The organism is Bradyrhizobium sp. USDA 4451, from assembly GCF_054822585.1.
The window spans coordinates 3,405,961-3,421,506 of sequence record NZ_JBTRCH010000001.1; the positions used below are offsets into that span (position 1 = coordinate 3,405,961).

Annotated in this window: 14 protein-coding genes; 8 read left to right on the forward strand and 6 right to left on the reverse strand. The window is 65.5% G+C overall.

Annotation, left to right across the window (positions count from 1 at the left end):
* Positions 1-59 precede the first annotated feature (59 nt).
* From ACVMB0_RS15825 to ACVMB0_RS15845, 5 genes are all read left to right on the forward strand, one after another.
* Complete coding sequence (locus ACVMB0_RS15825; protein ID WP_461346859.1) at positions 60-1,712, forward strand: acetolactate synthase large subunit; 1,653 nt, start codon at positions 60-62, stop codon at positions 1,710-1,712.
* 124 nt (positions 1,713-1,836) lie between these two features.
* Positions 1,837-3,477, forward strand: coding sequence for a phosphoglucomutase (alpha-D-glucose-1,6-bisphosphate-dependent) (gene pgm, locus ACVMB0_RS15830; RefSeq protein WP_461346860.1), 1,641 nt, complete (start codon positions 1,837-1,839; stop codon positions 3,475-3,477).
* 23 nt (positions 3,478-3,500) lie between these two features.
* A complete protein-coding gene (locus tag ACVMB0_RS15835; RefSeq protein ID WP_461346861.1) occupies positions 3,501-4,457 on the forward strand; it encodes an NAD-dependent epimerase/dehydratase family protein in 957 nt (318 codons plus the stop codon).
* A complete protein-coding gene (locus ACVMB0_RS15840) occupies positions 4,450-5,325 on the forward strand; it encodes a dihydrodipicolinate synthase family protein (protein ID WP_461346862.1) in 876 nt (291 codons plus the stop codon). The genes ACVMB0_RS15835 and ACVMB0_RS15840 overlap by 8 nt, the downstream gene beginning before the upstream one ends.
* A 230-nt stretch (positions 5,326-5,555) precedes the next feature.
* Positions 5,556-7,883 carry a xanthine dehydrogenase family protein molybdopterin-binding subunit gene (locus ACVMB0_RS15845; protein WP_461346863.1) on the forward strand — a complete coding sequence of 776 codons (2,328 nt, stop codon included), beginning with the start codon at positions 5,556-5,558 and terminating at the stop codon, positions 7,881-7,883.
* 133 nt (positions 7,884-8,016) lie between these two features.
* Here ACVMB0_RS15845 and ACVMB0_RS15850 read toward each other — a convergent pair whose 3' ends face one another.
* Genes ACVMB0_RS15850 through ACVMB0_RS15860 form a run of 3 tightly spaced genes read right to left on the reverse strand, consistent with a single transcriptional unit; the run spans position 8,017 to position 11,234 of the window.
* Positions 8,017-9,213, reverse strand: a complete 1,197-nt coding sequence (locus tag ACVMB0_RS15850; RefSeq protein ID WP_461346864.1) for an acyl-CoA dehydrogenase family protein — start codon at positions 9,211-9,213, stop codon at positions 8,017-8,019.
* Positions 9,214-9,225: 12 nt separating this feature from the next.
* A complete protein-coding gene (locus ACVMB0_RS15855) occupies positions 9,226-10,371 on the reverse strand; it encodes an acyl-CoA dehydrogenase family protein (RefSeq protein WP_461346865.1) in 1,146 nt (381 codons plus the stop codon).
* Between the two features lie 8 nt (positions 10,372-10,379).
* Positions 10,380-11,234 (reverse strand): enoyl-CoA hydratase, encoded by an 855-nt coding sequence (locus ACVMB0_RS15860; RefSeq protein ID WP_461346866.1) that lies wholly within the window; start codon positions 11,232-11,234, stop codon positions 10,380-10,382.
* Between the two features lie 159 nt (positions 11,235-11,393).
* Here ACVMB0_RS15860 and ACVMB0_RS15865 point away from each other — a divergent pair, with 159 nt between their 5' ends.
* From ACVMB0_RS15865 to ACVMB0_RS15875, 3 genes are read left to right on the forward strand one after another with little or no spacing between them, the layout of a single operon-like run.
* Positions 11,394-12,014 carry a LemA family protein gene (locus tag ACVMB0_RS15865; RefSeq protein WP_461346867.1) on the forward strand — a complete coding sequence of 207 codons (621 nt, stop codon included), beginning with the start codon at positions 11,394-11,396 and terminating at the stop codon, positions 12,012-12,014.
* A 20-nt stretch (positions 12,015-12,034) separates the two neighbouring features.
* Complete coding sequence (locus ACVMB0_RS15870; RefSeq protein WP_461346868.1) at positions 12,035-12,925, forward strand: TPM domain-containing protein; 891 nt, start codon at positions 12,035-12,037, stop codon at positions 12,923-12,925.
* A gap of 4 nt (positions 12,926-12,929) precedes the next feature.
* Positions 12,930-13,427 (forward strand): TPM domain-containing protein, encoded by a 498-nt coding sequence (locus ACVMB0_RS15875; RefSeq protein WP_461346869.1) that lies wholly within the window; start codon positions 12,930-12,932, stop codon positions 13,425-13,427.
* Positions 13,428-13,627: 200 nt separating this feature from the next.
* Here the strand turns inward: ACVMB0_RS15875 and ACVMB0_RS15880 are convergent, their stop codons facing one another.
* From ACVMB0_RS15880 to ACVMB0_RS15890, 3 genes are all read right to left on the reverse strand, one after another.
* On the reverse strand, positions 13,628-14,242 hold the full coding sequence (locus ACVMB0_RS15880) for a glutathione S-transferase family protein (RefSeq protein WP_461346870.1): 615 nt from the start codon (positions 14,240-14,242) through the stop codon (positions 13,628-13,630).
* A gap of 88 nt (positions 14,243-14,330) precedes the next feature.
* Entirely contained in the window at positions 14,331-15,140 is an 810-nt protein-coding gene (locus ACVMB0_RS15885; RefSeq protein WP_461346871.1) for an MBL fold metallo-hydrolase, read from the reverse strand.
* The gene (locus ACVMB0_RS15890) at positions 15,137-15,511 is read right to left on the reverse strand and encodes a Crp/Fnr family transcriptional regulator (protein WP_461346872.1); all 375 of its coding nucleotides are present in this window, start codon (positions 15,509-15,511) and stop codon (positions 15,137-15,139) included. The genes ACVMB0_RS15885 and ACVMB0_RS15890 overlap by 4 nt, the downstream gene beginning before the upstream one ends.
* Positions 15,512-15,546 lie beyond the last annotated feature (35 nt).

Below are 15,546 nucleotides of genomic sequence, written 5' to 3' on the forward strand. Positions count from 1 at the left end.
GCGGCGCGCGATGCGGCTATGCTCGGCGCGCGGCATGCAATCAACGAGGCGAGGCTGATATGGTCAAAGGTTCCGATTTGCTGGTCGCGGCCCTCGAGAATGAGGGCGTGGAACGGGTGTTCGGCGTTCCCGGCGAGGAGAATCTCGACGTCGTCGAGAGCCTGCGCAAATCCTCGATCAAGCTGATCGTGACCCGCCACGAGCAGGCCGCGGCCTTCATGGCGGCGACCTATGGCCGCCTGACCGGCAAGCCCGGCGTTTGCATCACGACGCTCGGCCCGGGCGCGCTCAATCTGACCACCGGTGCCGCTTATGCGCTGCTCGGCGCGATGCCGATGGTGATGCTGACGGGCCAGAAGGGCATCCTGAGCAGCCGGCAGGCCAAGTTCCAGATCGTCGACATCGTCAACACGTTCCGGCCGCTGACCAAGCTGTCGTTGCAGATCGTCAGCGGCGCGACCATCCCGACGCTGGTCCGCGACGCGTTCCGGATCGCAACCCAGGAACGGCCGGGCCCGGTGCTGCTCGAACTGCCGGAAGACATCGCGGGCGAGGAGACCGCACCGGTCGAGCTGGTGCATCCGCATCCGATCGAGATTCCGATCGCGCATGCCGCGGCCCTCGACCGCGCCGCCGACATGATCCTGAAGGCGCAGCGTCCGCTGATCATGCTGGGTGCTGCGGCGTCGCGCCCGCGCTCGACCGCCGGGATCGGCGATTTCGTGCGGCGCACGAAAATTCCGTTCTTCACCACGCAGATGGGCAAGGGCACGGTGTCCGGCGGCACCAATCAGTACATGGGGACCGCCGCGCTGAGCGAGCGCGACTATGTGCACGAGGCGATCGACCGCGCCGATCTGATCATCGCGATCGGCCACGACACGATCGAGAAGCCGCCCTTCATCATGGGCCCGAAGGGGCCGCAGGTGATCCATGTCAGCTACACGCCGGCCAATGTCGAGCAGGTCTATTTCCCGCAAGTCGAGGTGATCGGCGATGTCGGGCCGAGCCTCGAACTGCTCGCTGACCGGGTCGAGGGCAAGCTGCCGCATGCCAGCGCGCTGCTCAGCCTGCGCGCGGGCATTTTGGCCAAGGTTACCGATCGCGCCACCGAAGGCCGCTGGCCGCCGACGCCGCAGCGCATCGTCCACGATGTGCGGCAGGTCATTCCCGAGGACGGCATCGTCGCGCTCGACAACGGCATGTACAAGATCTGGTTCGCGCGCAACTACCGCACGCTGCTGGCGAACTCGCTGCTGCTCGACAATGCGCTCGCCACCATGGGCGCCGGCCTGCCGTCGGCAATGATGGCGGCGATGCTGTATCCGAAGAGCCGCGTGCTTGCGGTGTGCGGCGACGGCGGCTTCATGATGAACTCGCAGGAGATGGAGACCGCGGTCCGGCTCAAGCTCAATCTGGTGATCCTGATTTTGGAAGACTCCGCCTACGGCATGATCCGCTGGAAGCAGGCGGTCGACAATTTCCCGGATTTCGGCCTGACCTTCGGCAATCCGGATTTCGTCAAATATGCCGAAAGCTATGGCGCCAAAGGCTCGCGGATCGAGAGCACGGAGGCGATCGTTCCGACGCTCGAGCGGGCGTTCTCCGGTGGCGGCGTGCATCTCGTCGTGGTGCCGATCGACTATACCGAGAACAAGCGCGTGCTGGTCGACGAACTGCGCGAGAGGGTGCAGCAGATCGACGTCGAATAGCGGATTGCCACCGGCCGCACGGAACGAAAAGCCCTCGGCTTGATTGAACGTAAGCCGCCATGGTAGCACGCCGCATCATCACCCGTTGTGCTGATGGTCGGCGATACCAGATCTGAGAGGTCACGTGACTGCACCAAATCCCGCCGCCGGAAAACCGATCGATCCGTCCCAGCTCGCCAATGTGCCGCGGCTGGTCACGGCCTATTTCGCCGGCAAGCCCGACCCCGGCGATCCCGCCCAGCGAGTTGCGTTCGGCACCTCGGGCCATCGCGGCTCGTCGCTGAAGAATTCCTTCAACGAGGACCACATCCTCGCCACCACGCAGGCGATCTGCGATTACCGGCGCGAGAAGGGCCTCACCGGCCCGCTGTTCATCGGCATCGATACCCATGCGCTGGCCGAGCCGGCGCTGGCGAGCGCAGTCGAGGTGTTCGCGGCCAACGGCGTCGAGATCATGATCGACGCGCAGGGCGGCTACACCCCGACGCCTGTGATCTCGCACGCGATCCTGAGCTACAACAAGGGCCGCAGCACCGGCCTTGCCGATGGCGTCGTCATCACGCCGTCACACAACCCGCCGGAGGACGGCGGCTACAAATACAATCCGCCGCATGGCGGCCCGGCCGACACCGACGTCACCGCCTTGGTCGAGAAGAACGCCAACCGCTATATAGAGGCCGGCCTCAAGGGCGTCGCGCGGATGCCGTATGACCGCGCGCGCAAGGCCGCGACCACGCATCTGCACGACTACGTCACGCCCTACGTCGCCGATCTCGGCAACACCGTCGATCTCGCGCTGATCAAATCCGCCGGCGTCAGGATCGGGATCGATCCGCTCGGCGGCGCCGCGGTGCATTACTGGCAGCCGATCATCGCGCGCTACGGCATCAACGCGTCCGTCGTCAACTCTGCAGTCGATCCGACCTTCCGCTTCATGACTGCGGATTGGGACGGCAAGATCCGGATGGACTGCTCCTCGCCCTATGCGATGGCGAGCCTGATCGGGATGCGCGACCGCTTCGACGTCGCCTTTGCCAACGACACCGATGCCGATCGCCACGGCATCGTGACGCGTTCGAACGGCTTGATGAACCCGAACCATTTCCTCGCCACCGCGATCGCTTATCTGTTCGAGCACCGGCCGCAATGGAGCGGGGATGCCGCGATCGGCAAGACCATCGTGTCGAGCTCGATCATCGATCGCGTGGCCAAGAAGCTTAACCGCAGACTGGTCGAGACGCCGGTCGGCTTCAAATGGTTCGTCGACGGGCTCGGCAGCGGCGGATTCGGCTTTGCCGGCGAGGAAAGCGCCGGCGCGTCGTTCCTCAAGCGCGACGGCTCGGCCTGGACCACGGACAAGGACGGCATCATCCTCGGCCTGCTGGCAGCGGAAATCATCGCCAGGACCGGCCGCGATCCGAGTGAACTGTTCAACGGGTTGACCGCCGAGCTCGGCGTGCCCTCTTACGAGCGCATCGACGTCGCGGCGACGCCGAAGCAGAAGAACGCTTTGAAAGCACTCGGGCCCGAGCAGCTCAACATGACCCAGCTCGCCGGCGACCCGGTGCGCGCGGTCCGGACCAAGGCACCGGGCAACGATCAGCCGTTCGGCGGCATCAAGGTCGAGAGCGAGGCGGGCTGGTTTGCCGCGCGTCCCTCCGGCACGGAAGACGTCTACAAGATCTACGCCGAGAGCTTCCGCGGACCGGATCATCTGAAAAAAATCCAGGGCGACGCGCAGGCCGCGATCGCCAAGGTGTTCTGAAGGCGCGGGGCGGGGCGGAATTCATGCGTGTCTTGTTGACCGGCTCCTCCGGCTGGCTCGGCCGGTTCCTCGCGCCACGGCTGCGCCAGACCGGCCATGACGTGACCGGCCTCGACGTTGTCCCGGGCGAGGCGACCGATGTGGTCGGCTCGGTGGCCGACCAGTCGGCGATCGATCGTGTGTTCGGCGATCGCGGCATCGAGGCCGTGATCCATGGCGGCGCATTGCACAAGCCCGATATCGCGCGGTTCGCGCCGCAGGCTTTTGTCGACGTCAATATCTCAGGCACGCTCAATCTGCTGCAGGCGGCTGTTGGCGCCGGCCACAAGCAGTTCGTCTTCACCTCGACCACGTCATTGATGATCTCGCAGGCGATCCGCGACGAGGAAGGCCATGCGGCGGTCTGGCTCGACGAGACGACGGGGCCGCTGGAGCCGCGCAACATCTACGGCGTGACAAAACTCGCCGCCGAAGGCCTGTGCCGGCTCTACAGCCGCGAGCATGGCCTGAATTGCGCGGTGCTGCGCACCAGCCGCTTCTTCCCCGAGGACGACGACACGATCGTTGACATTCACGGCGAGAACCTGAAGGCGACCGAGCTGCTGTATCGCCGCCTGACCGTGGAGGACGCCGCCGAGGCCCATGTCGTGGCGCTGGAGAGGATCCGAGGCTTCGAAGTCTTTGTGATCAGCGCGCCGACACCGTTTGCGCGCAGCGACGTCACTGAGCTGAAGGCGGATGCGGCAGGCCTCATCGCGCGTCATTTCCCCGACGCGCCGGCGCTGTTCGCGCGGCGCGGCTGGCACCTGCCGACATCGATCGGCCGGGTCTACGATGCCGGCAAGGCCGAACGGCTGCTCGGTTTCCGCGCGGTAACCGACTTTGCCGCGGTGCTCGGGGCGCTCCGCCGCGGCGAACCGCTTCCATTTGCGCACGATCCCGACTATGTCTCGCCGTCGACGAGGCTCGCAAATGGCTGATTTCCACGGCGTCTTCCCGTATCTGGTGTCCCCGGTCGATCCCGCCGGCCATGTCCGCACCGAGGTGCTGGGCCGGCTCTGTGACGATCTGGTCAAGGCCGGTGTGCATGGGCTGACGCCGCTCGGCTCGACCGGCGAGTTCGCCTATCTCAACAATGCGCAGCGCATGCAGATGGTGGCGACCACGATCGAGGCCGCCCAGGGCCGTGTGCCCGTGGTGGCCGGCGTCGCCTCGACCTCGACGGCCGACGCGGTGGCCCAGGCCAAGGCCTATCAGAAGCGCGGGGCTGCCGGCATTCTCGCGATCCTGGAGGCGTATTTTCCGCTCAGTGACGCCCAGGTGGAATCCTATTTCCGCGCCATCGCCGACGCCGTCGATATTCCGGTCGTGATCTACACCAACCCGAATTTCCAGCGCTCCGACCTGACGCTCGACGTCATCGCGCGGCTCGCTGAGCATCCGCGCATCGGCTACATCAAGGACGCCTCGACCAACACCGGGCGGCTGCTGTCGATCATGAACCGCTGCGGCGACAGCCTGAAAGTGTTTTCGGCATCAGCCCATATTCCAGCCGCAGTGATGCTGATCGGCGGCCATGGCTGGATGGCGGGGCCCGCCTGCATCATTCCACGGCAGAGCGTCGAGCTCTACGATCTCTGCCGCCGTGCCCGCTGGGACGAGGCGATGGTGCTGCAGCGCAAGCTCTGGCGCATCAACGAGGCGTTCGCCCGCTTCAATCTCGCCGCCTGCATCAAGGCCGGGCTTGCGAGCCAGGGCTATGATGTCGGCGACCCCGTGCCGCCGCAGGCGCCGCTGACGGCCGAGCAGCGCAAGGTGGTCGAGGCCGCGTTGCGCGATCTGGCCTGAACCTGGCTTGTGGGTTGCAGGCGTTTTCACCACCTGGTCATTCCGGGGCGAGGCGAAGCCTCGAGCCCGGAATCCATCTATGCGCATACTCCGTGGCGAAATGGATTCCGGGCTCGCGACTACGTCGCGCCCTCAGATGCGCAATTGCGCATCGGGGAATGACGGTCAGTTGTCTAAAATCCAAAATCCGCTAAAACCCGCCGAAATTTCTGAACTCAAGGACTCTTCTGATGAACATTCTTCCCGGCAATATGCGTTTTGGTGCGGGCCAGCCGGTCAAGCGTCTGGAAGACCAGCGGCTGGTCACCGGGAAGGGGCATTTCATCGACGACAAGCCGCAGGACGGTGCGCTCTGGCTGCACGTGCTGCGCTCGCCGCATGCCCACGCCAACATCAGGTCGATCGACACCAGGGCGGCGCTGGAGATGCCCGGCGTCAAGGCGGTCTATACCGGCGCCGACCTCGTCAAGGACGATATCGGCACGCTGCCGACGCTTGCGATCTTCAAGCGGCCCGACGGCTCGCCGATGACGGTGCCGCCGCGGCGCCTGCTGGCGCATGAGGTGGTGCGCTACGCCGGCGAGGGTGTCGCGGCCGTGGTCGCGACCTCGCGCGAGCTGGCACAGACTGCTGCCGAAGCGATCGAGATCGATTACGAGGTGCTGCCCTCGGTGGTCGATCCGGTCGAGGCGGTCAAGCCCGGTGCACCCGTGGTCTGGCCGGAGGCGCCCGACAACATCGTCGCCGCGATGAGCTATGGCGATGCTGCCAAGGTCGAAGAAGCTTTCGCCAATGCTGCGCATAAAGTGTCGCTCGACCTCGTCAGCCAGCGCCTGGTGCCGTCGGCGATGGAGCCGCGCTCGACCATTGCCGAGATCGAGAAGAAGACCGGGCGGCTCATTCTCCATGTGCAGTCGCAGACCCCGGGCTCGACCCGCGACCTCTTGGCAGAATCGATCCTGAAGCGGCCGAAGGACAGCGTGCGCGTGCTGGTCGGCGACATCGGCGGCGGCTTCGGGCAGAAGACCAGCCTCTATCCCGAAGACGGCATCGTCGCCTATGCCGCGAGCAAGCTGAACGAGAAAATCCGCTGGCGCGGCGACCGCACCGACGAGTTCGTCGGCGGCACCCACGGCCGCGACCTGACCTCGACCGGCGAGTTCGCGCTCGACGCCAAGGGCCGCGTGCTGGCCTATCGGGTGCGCTCGATCGGCGGCACCGGCGCCTACTCGTCGGGCACCGCCAACGTCATCCCGCTGGTGCTCGGCCCGTTCGTGCAGACCGGCGTCTACGATCTGCCGCTGGTGCATTTCGAGGTGAAGTCGGTGATGACCCACACCGCGCCGGTCGGCGCCTATCGCGGCGCCGGCAGGCCCGAGGCGGTGTTCATCGTCGAGCGGCTGTTCGATGCCGCCGCGCGCCAGATCGGCATGGACCCGCGCAGCATCCGCAAGGTCAACTACATCAAGCCGGCGCAACTGCCTTACACCAACGCGGTCGGGCAGGTGTACGACTCCGGCGCCTTCGCCCACATGCTGGAGCGCGCCTCCGATCTCGCCGACTGGAACGGCTTTGCCGCGCGCAAGAAGGCGGCGAAGAAGAAGGGCCTGCTCTACGGCCGCGGCCTCACCAGCTACATCGAATGGACCGGCGGCCGCGCCCACACCGAGAACGTCTCGCTGCATGCGACCGCCGAAGGCCGCGTCATCCTGCATTCCGGCACCATGGCGATGGGCCAGGGCCTCGCCACCACCTACACCCAGATGATATCGGATACGCTCGGCGTCGCGATGGACAAGATCGACGTCATCCAGGGCGACACCGATCTCGCCACCGGCTTCGGCAGCGTCGGCTCGCGCTCGCTGTTCGTCGGCGGCACCGCGGTTGCGGTCTCCAGCAACGACATGATCAACAAAGCCCGCGACAAGGCCTCCAATCTGCTGGAAGCCTCGGTCGAGGACATCGAGTATCGCGACGGCTTCCTCACCGTGGTCGGCACCGACAAGCGCATCAGCCTGTTCGAGATCGCGGCCAAGGAAAAAGGCGCAAAGCTCTCGGTCGAAAGCGAGGGCAATGTCGACGGGCCGAGCTGGCCGAACGGCACCCATATCTGCGAGGTCGAGATCGATCCCGAGACCGGCGTCACCCGCGTGGTGCGCTACACCACGGTCGACGACGTCGGCGTCGCGGTCAATCCGATGCTGGTGACCGGGCAGGTGCATGGCGGCGTCGTCCAGGGCATCGGCCAGGCGCTGTACGAAGGGGTGGCCTACAGCGAGGAAGGCCAGCTCTTGACCGCGAGCTATCAGGATTATTGCATCCCGCGCGCCTCGGACATTCCGCCGATCACGGTGACGCTCGATCCCTCCGCGCCCTGCAAGACCAATCCGCTCGGCGCCAAGGGCTGCGGCGAGTCCGGTGCGATCGGCGGTCCACCCTGCATCACCAACGGCGTGATGGACGCGCTGAGCGAGCTCGGCATCACCCAGCTCAACACGCCGCTGACGCCGGTGAAGATCTGGCGGGCGATCCGCGACGCGAAGGCGGGGGCTGCGTGAGGCCGCGCTCTCTCCACCGTCATTCCGGGGCATCGCGAAGCGATGGGCCCGGAATCCATTGGGCCTCAGAACATGCGGCCTGATGGATTCCGGGCTCGCGTTGCGCGCGCCCCGGAATGACGGGGAGAGGGCGTTACAACCCCAGCACCATCTTCGCGATGATATCCCGCTGGATCTCCGACGATCCGCCGAAGATCGTATACGCCCGCCCGTTGAGATATTCCGGCACCACCGGCAATAGCTCCTCCGGGATCGCCGGCTCGTGGTTCAACCGGTAGAACGGCCGCGCCGGCTCCACGGCCAGCCCATCCTGGCCGATCACGTCGACACCGAGCCGCGTCACCGCCTGGCGGATCTCGCTGACCCGGAGCTTGATCAGCGACGACACTGCGCCGGGATTCTGCCCGGTCTGCAACGCCGACAGCACCCTGAGCTCGGTCATCTCCAGCGCATCGATGTCGACCTCGGCTTCCGACATCCGGATCGCAATGTCCGGGTCGTCGATGGCGTGGCCGGTGATATCGGACTCCGCGAGATCGGAGATCGTCTTCAGCGCCTCGCGCAGTTTTGCCGATGCGATGCCGGAGCCGCGCTCAAATTCAAGCAGGTACTTGCCGTAGGTCCACCCCTTGCCTTCCTCGCCGACGCGGTTGGCGATGGGCACGCGGACGTCGTCGAAGAACACCTGGTTGACCTCATGGTCGCCGCCGATGGTCAGGATTGGCCTCGTGGTGATGCCTGGCGTCTTCATATCGATGAGAATAAAGCTGATGCCGTCCTGCTGCCGCTCGCCGTCGCTGGTGCGCACCAGCGCGAACATCCGGTTGGCGTGATGCGCATGCGTGGTCCAGATCTTGGTGCCGTTGATGACGTAGTCGTCGCCGTCGCGCACCGCGCGGGTCTTCAGTGACGACAGATCGGAGCCCGAACCCGGCTCGGAATAACCCTGGCACCAATAGTCTTCACCCGAGAGGATTCGCGGCAGGTAAAAGTTCTGCTGCTCGGGCGAGCCGAAGCCGATGATGACCGGGCCGACCATCTTCACGCCCATCACGTTGACATTGGGCACGCCGGCGCGGGCGCATTCGGCCTCGAAGATCCAGCGCTGCGCCGGTGTCCAGTCCGGCCCGCCATGCTCGACCGGCCAGCCCGGCGCACCCCAACCCTTCCGGTGCAGCGCGCGCTGCCAGGCCATGCCGATATCGGGATCGGAGAACACCGACGGCGTCAGCGCGGTGGCGCGCTTCATCTCCGGCGTCAAATTCTCGGCGATGAAGTCGCGGACTTCCTGTTCGAAGGCTCGTTCCTCGGCATTGAAGGTGAGATCCATCTGCGCTCTCCGTCAGGCGTGGACGCGGCCGCTCAACGCGGCGTGGCGGCGATAATGATGGGCGCTGCCGCCGAACAGCGTGTCGAAGGCGAGCAGCCGCTTGAAATAGGCACCGATGTCGAGCTCCTCGGTGACGCCCATGGCGCCATGTAGCTGCACCGCCTGCTCGGCGACAAAGCGCGCGCATTTGCCGATTTTTGCCTTGGCGCCGGACGCCGCGCGGCCGCGGGCCACAGGCTCGGCATTCGCCATCAGCGCGGCGCGCAGCGCCATCGAGCGCGCCTCGTCGACCTGCATCGCGACATCGGCGAGGCGATGGCGGATCACCTGATTGGCCGACAGGGGCCGGCCGAACTGTTTCCGAATCTTGGTGTATGCGAGCGTGGTGTCGAGCAGCGTCTGCATGATGCCGACCGCCTCGGCGCCGAGCGCAGCCATCGCGCGGTCGACCACGGTCTCGATCGCCGGCAGGGCATCGCGGCCGTCGCCGAGCAAAGCGTCGGCGGGCACTTGCACATCCCTGAGATCGAGATTGCAGCCGCGCCCGCCGCCGAGCCGCGCGTAATCGCGCAAGGCAAGGCCCGCCGTTCCAGCCGGCACCAGGAACAGCGCCACCCTGCCGGATGCACCATTGGCGTTGGCGATGCGGGCGGAGACGATGATCTGGTTGGCGGCGGCGCCGTCGAGCACCGCGATCTTGCTGCCGTTCAGCCGCCAGCCATCGGCAGTTTTGGTGGCGGTCGCGTCGACATGCGCGAGGTCGAAGCGCGCGGCGCGCTCCGAATGCGCGAAGGCGAGCGTCAGCGCACCCTCCGCCACCTTGGGCAGGATTGCGTGCCGCTGTGCCTCGGTGCCGCATTCGGCGACCAGCGCAGCGCCGATCACGACGGTGGAGAGGAATGGTTCCGACACGAGGCCACGGCCGAATGCCTCCATCAACAGCCCGATCTCGATTGCGCCGCCGCCGAGCCCGCCATGGGCTTCGGCAATCGGTAGCGCCAGCCAGCCGAGCTCGGCGAATTGTTTCCAGATCGCCGGCGAATAGCCCAGCGGATCGTTCGCCGCTTTCTTGCGATGCTCCGATGTGAACGTCTCCGCCACGAAGCGGTCGGCACTTTCGCGCAGCAGGCGCTGCTCGTCGCTGAGGGTGAGGTCCATCTGGCTTTCTACACGTTGGCGGTTTTCTTGACGGAGGGATGCAGGCCCGCGGGGTCCACCACCATGCCGAATTCCTGCAGATTGTGGGCGTGGCAGAGCTGGTGCAGCGCGAAAGCCTGATCGATCGCAGCCGGCTGCCCCATGATGTCGATCGAGCGGTTCACCGCCTCCTTGCTGAGCTTCAGCGCAAAGGCGGGCTTGGCGGCGATCCGCCGCGCCAGCGCCAGCGTGAAGGAGGTGAGATCGCCGCGCGGCACCACGTGGTTGACCATGCCGAGGCGATGCGCCTCGTCGGCGCTCCAGACGTCGGCAGTGAACAGCATTTCCTTGGCCTTGCGCGCGCCGAGCTCCCAGGGATGCACGAACCACTCGACGCCGCAGACCCCCATCGTCACCACGGGATCGCAGAACTCGGCATCACTGCTCGCGACGATCAGGTCGCAGGCCCAGGCCAGCATCAACCCGCCGGCGATGCACTTGCCGTGCACCTCGGCGATCGTCGGTTTTGCCAGATTGCGCCAGCGCCGTGTGATCTGCAGGTAGATCTCTTGCTCGCGCGCGAAGCGGCCATGGGCATTGGGTTCGGCAAACCCGCCCCAATTTCCGACTGGCGGGAAATCGACGCCGGCCTGGTTCTTGGCCCCTGGCCTGAGATCGTGACCGGCCGAGAAATGCGGGCCGTTGCCGGCGAGGATGATGACCTTGACCGCGTCGTCCTGCACCGCCTGGTCGAAGGCGGCGTTGAGGTCGTAGGTCATTTGCAGGTTCTGGGCGTTGCGAGCCTCCGGGCGGTTCATCACGATCCGCGCGATCGCGGGCTCGGGCCGCTCGACAACAATCGTCTCGAATTGTTCAGACGCCATGGATCCCTCCCAGGATCGATTTTTTCGCCATGATGAACGGCGCGGGGAGGGAGTGGCAAGGGCTATCGCCTGCAAAAGCGAGCGCGAAATCCGCCGCGCGGGATTATCGCGCCGAAATCTGTTAACCTGACGAGAGAATCCACCGGGAGGACCATCTTTATGCGCAAGCTTTGGACCGTGCTGGCAGCGCTGGCGACCTTGAGCCTGACCAACTGCGGCTACAACGCGATCCAGACCAATGACGAGCAGGTCAAGTCGAACTGGTCGGAGGTGGTGAACCAGTACCAGCGGCGCGCCGATCTGGTGCCGAACCTGGTCAACTCGGTGAAGGGTTTTGCGCAGCAGGAGAAGGACGTGCTGCTCGGCGTCACCAACGCGCGCGCCAAGGTCGGCAGCATCCAGGCAACGCCCGAGGTGCTCAACGATCCCGCCGCGTTCCAGAAGTTCACGCAGGCGCAGGGCGAATTGACCGGCGCGCTGTCGCGGCTCCTGGTCGTCACCGAAAATTATCCGCAGCTGAAATCCGATGCGCTGTTCCGTGATCTGATGGCCCAGCTCGAGGGCACCGAGAACCGCATCACGGTGGCGCGCAACCGCTACATCAAGTCGGTGCAGGACTATAACGTCGGCATCCGCACCTTCCCGAACAATCTGACGGCGATGGTGTTCGGCTACAAGGAGAAGCCCAACTTCACGGTCGACAATGAGAAGGAGATCTCGACCGCGCCGAAGGTCGATTTCAATCCGGCGCCGTCGCCGTCCCCCGCGCCGTCGAAGTAACGTCGGCTGCGCCTGTCGCGATGACCGCCGCACGCGTCATCCTGCTCGCCTTCCTGCTGGGCTTCATGTGCCCGGCGTGGGCCGAGGTCGCAGTGCCTCCGCTCACCGGCCGCGTCGTCGATCAGACCGGGACGCTGTCGGCTGGCGACGTCGCATCGCTCTCCGACCGGCTGCAGGATCTTCAGACCCGCAAGGGCAGCCAGATCGCCGTCCTGATCGTGCCGACCACGGGCGAGGAGACCATCGAGCAATTCTCGATCCGCGTCGCCGAGGCCTGGAAGATCGGGCGTAAGAAAGTCGACGACGGCGCGCTGCTGGTGGTCGCCAAGAACGACCGGCATCTGCGCATCGAGGTCGGCTACGGCCTCGAAGGCGTGCTGAGCGATGTCGTCACCCACCGCATCATCGACGAGGACATCACGCCAAAATTCAAGGCCGGCGATTTCGCCGGCGGCATTTCGGCCGGCGTCGACCGGATGATCCGGCTGATCAATGGCGAGCAATTGCCGGCGCCGGAGCCCGAGCATTGGCAGGCGCCCAATGTCGTCGACTTTGCCAATCCGGTCGTGATCTTTGGTGTCATCATCGTGGCGGGCTTCCTGCGCGGCCTGCTGGGACGGCTGCTGGGCTCGGTCGCGACCGGCGGCATCGTCGGCGTCTTCACCTGGATGGTGGCGGGCTCGTTTGCCACCGCGCTGGTGGTCGGGTTGTTCGCTGGTGTTGCGGCGTTGATCTTCGGCGGCTTGAACTTCGGCGGTCCGGCGGCCGGCTCCGGGCCATACCGGCGCGGCGGCGGTTATTCCGGGGGCTGGTCCGGCGGCGGGGGCTGGAGCAGCGGCTCGAGCAACGGCGGCGGCTTCAGCGGCGGAGGCGGCAGCTTCGGCGGCGGCGGCGCCTCGGGGAGCTGGTAGGCACATGAGCATCAAGCGCATCGGCAAGCATCTGCTCGAACACCGCTGGCGGGTGCGGCGTGAATTTCCGCCGCGCGTGCTCGACGCCATCGAGCAAGCGATCAAGGCCGGCGAGGCGACGCATTCGGGCCAGATCCGCTTCGTCGTCGAGGGCGCGCTCGACGGCGTGCCGCTGTTCCGCAACCAGCCGGCGCGGGAGCGGGCGCTCGACGTGTTCTCGCATCTGCGGATCTGGGACACCCATCACAACAATGGTGTTCTGATCTATCTCCTGCTCGCCGACCGCGACGTCGAGATCGTCGCCGACCGCGGCATTGACGCCAAAGTCGGCCACGCCGGCTGGGAGGCGATCTGCCGTGCGATGGAAACGGATTTCCGGGCCGGCCGGTTCGAGCAGGGCGTGATCAACGGCATCGCCGCGGTGTCGCGCGAGCTGGCGAAATATTTCCCGCGTGCCGACGGTGGCCCGAACGAGCTGCCGGACACGCCCGTGGTGATTTAGCGTCAGGCCACCTGCCCTCGAGGGGCGACGCAATTTCCGAATAATAGAATTGTACTACTGATTTGCCCGACGTGTCAAGCGGCCGCGTCGAATGCCGGCACCGCCGCCGGCTCCTTTGCATGGGGTTGTTTTGCACGTTTTGGCAGGGCGCCCCCGCGGAGGCAGGCGATAGCCCTGCCCCCAGGACGGTGAAACTTGACCTACGCCTTCACCGATGGCCGCGCGGCGACACGGTTGAACCAGGCGACGATGTCGGCGTTCGAGGGGTCCAGCGGCTGGCCGACCTGGTTGCCGAAATCGATCCAGCAATAGAGCAGCATGTCGGCAAGCGTGAAGCGCTGGCCGCAGATGTAGTCGCGGCCGTCGGCCATCTGGTCGTTGAGCCATTTGATGCGGTTGGCGGCGATCATCTTCAAGCCCGGCGAGGCCTCCGGCGCGACCGGAATGCGCTTCTCGAAGAATTTAAGCGCCTCGCCGAAGCGGTAGCCATTGGCGAGCGGCTCGGCGATGTTGAGGTCGACGCGGCGGGTCCACATCCGGCATTCCGCGCGCTCTTCCGGCGTGCTGCCGATCATCGCGGGCGAGGGGTGCTTTTCCTCGAGATATTCGCAGATCGCGGTGATTTCCGAGAGGTAGTTGCCGCAGTCGAGTTCGAGCGCCGGCATCTGGCCGTGCGGATTGCGCTTCAGATGGTCCGCCTCGCGGTTTTCGCCCTTGCGCAGGTCGACGGTCTGTTTGGGGATCTCGATGCCCTTCTCGGCCATGAACATGCGCACGATGCGCGGATTGGGGCCGATCGAGTCGTATAGTTTCATGGTCCTCGCTCCCTGTTGTTTTAAGCGTTGTTTTGCCGCTGTTGAACAGGCCGCGCACGGATTTGTCAAATGTGAAGGCGAGCGAAGCTCAATCGTCGAGCTTGTTGAGGTCGCGCACCGACTGCATGATCGGCTCGAAATTCGAGCGCGCGTCAAGCGCATCGAACAATTGCGCGGTGTCCTCGAGCAGGCCATGCGAGCGTTGCAGCGCGATCCGCACATCGTCCTGCGGCGTGTCGGAAAGCCGGCCATGGCCGGACAGCAGGATCTTCGAATTGAGTCCCTTGATCCGCTCCAGCGACTGGATGTAGTCGGCAATCGAGCCGGAGCCGAACACGCCGCCCATCACGCCGCCCGGCATCAGCGTGTCGGCGGCGAACAGCAGGCCCTTGTCCTGGTCGAACAGCGAGATGCAGGCCGAGGTATGGCCCGGCGTATACATCACGTTGAGGCGGAAATTACCGAGGTCGATCAGATTGCCTTCCTCGAGCCAGATGTCGATGTCGATCGGCACGTTCGGCTCGTTGAACATCTTGCGCAGCATCGAGAAGTCGTCGCGCAGCATGATCTTGTTGGCGGCGAGCCGGTGCGCGGCGATATAGGCCGAGCCGTGGAAATGATAGGCCGCGCCGATGTGATCGAGATGCTCGTGGCTCAGCACCACCATGTCGATCATCTCAGGTGTCACCCCGAGATGATCGAGGCAGGCGACCAGCGACGGATAATTGGTCGACAGCCCGACGTCGATCATGATGGTGCGCTTGCTGCCGCGCACCAGATACGCGTTGGCGGCGCGGTTCTTGAAACGGATCTGGTAGACGTCGTCCGCCGCCTGGATCAGCGTCGCGACGTCGGCATCGAACAGCGTCTTGAACGGGCTTGGCTTGCGGACGCTCATGGTGCGCCTGCGGTTCGGTAAGTGACGGCGTTGGAGGCGCGCAGGCGCTTCGAGAGCGCATCCATCACCATCAGCGCGAAGGCCGGCTGCTGGCTGACCAGATAGACGAAGCGGGCGTGGTTGATCCGCATCACCCGCGTCGCCGGCGCCGAGGCGATCGCGGTTGCCGAGCGCGCCGAGCCGTCGATCACGGCCATCTCGCCGAAGAACTCGCCCTTGCCGAGGCTGACGATGACCGTCTTGTTTCCGCCATCGATCTTGGCGATGTCGACCTTGCCGTCGAGCACGACAAACAGCTCGCGGCCGGTCGAGCCTTCCTCGAAGATGACGTCATCGACACCAAATTCATTGATGCATTTCTCGATCGTCATGGTGCTCCCCTGCCTTCTGGCTGGAAGATGGCGGT

What these genes read in the sequence shown, in the direction of transcription:
- ACVMB0_RS15825 (WP_461346859.1), top strand. Translation starts at nt 60, where the DNA reads ATGGTCAAAGGTTCCGATTTGCTGGTCGCGGCCCTCGAGAATGAGGGC.
- ACVMB0_RS15835 (WP_461346861.1), top strand. Translation starts at nt 3,501, where the DNA reads ATGCGTGTCTTGTTGACCGGCTCCTCCGGCTGGCTCGGCCGGTTCCTC.
- ACVMB0_RS15840 (WP_461346862.1), top strand. Translation starts at nt 4,450, where the DNA reads ATGGCTGATTTCCACGGCGTCTTCCCGTATCTGGTGTCCCCGGTCGAT.
- ACVMB0_RS15845 (WP_461346863.1), top strand. Translation starts at nt 5,556, where the DNA reads ATGAACATTCTTCCCGGCAATATGCGTTTTGGTGCGGGCCAGCCGGTC.
- ACVMB0_RS15850 (WP_461346864.1), bottom strand. Translation starts at nt 9,213, where the DNA reads ATGGATCTCACCTTCAATGCCGAGGAACGAGCCTTCGAACAGGAAGTC.
- ACVMB0_RS15855 (WP_461346865.1), bottom strand. Translation starts at nt 10,371, where the DNA reads ATGGACCTCACCCTCAGCGACGAGCAGCGCCTGCTGCGCGAAAGTGCC.
- ACVMB0_RS15860 (WP_461346866.1), bottom strand. Translation starts at nt 11,234, where the DNA reads ATGGCGTCTGAACAATTCGAGACGATTGTTGTCGAGCGGCCCGAGCCC.
- ACVMB0_RS15865 (WP_461346867.1), top strand. Translation starts at nt 11,394, where the DNA reads ATGCGCAAGCTTTGGACCGTGCTGGCAGCGCTGGCGACCTTGAGCCTG.
- ACVMB0_RS15870 (WP_461346868.1), top strand. Translation starts at nt 12,035, where the DNA reads ATGACCGCCGCACGCGTCATCCTGCTCGCCTTCCTGCTGGGCTTCATG.
- ACVMB0_RS15875 (WP_461346869.1), top strand. Translation starts at nt 12,930, where the DNA reads ATGAGCATCAAGCGCATCGGCAAGCATCTGCTCGAACACCGCTGGCGG.
- ACVMB0_RS15880 (WP_461346870.1), bottom strand. Translation starts at nt 14,242, where the DNA reads ATGAAACTATACGACTCGATCGGCCCCAATCCGCGCATCGTGCGCATG.
- ACVMB0_RS15885 (WP_461346871.1), bottom strand. Translation starts at nt 15,140, where the DNA reads ATGAGCGTCCGCAAGCCAAGCCCGTTCAAGACGCTGTTCGATGCCGAC.
- ACVMB0_RS15890 (WP_461346872.1), bottom strand. Translation starts at nt 15,511, where the DNA reads ATGACGATCGAGAAATGCATCAATGAATTTGGTGTCGATGACGTCATC.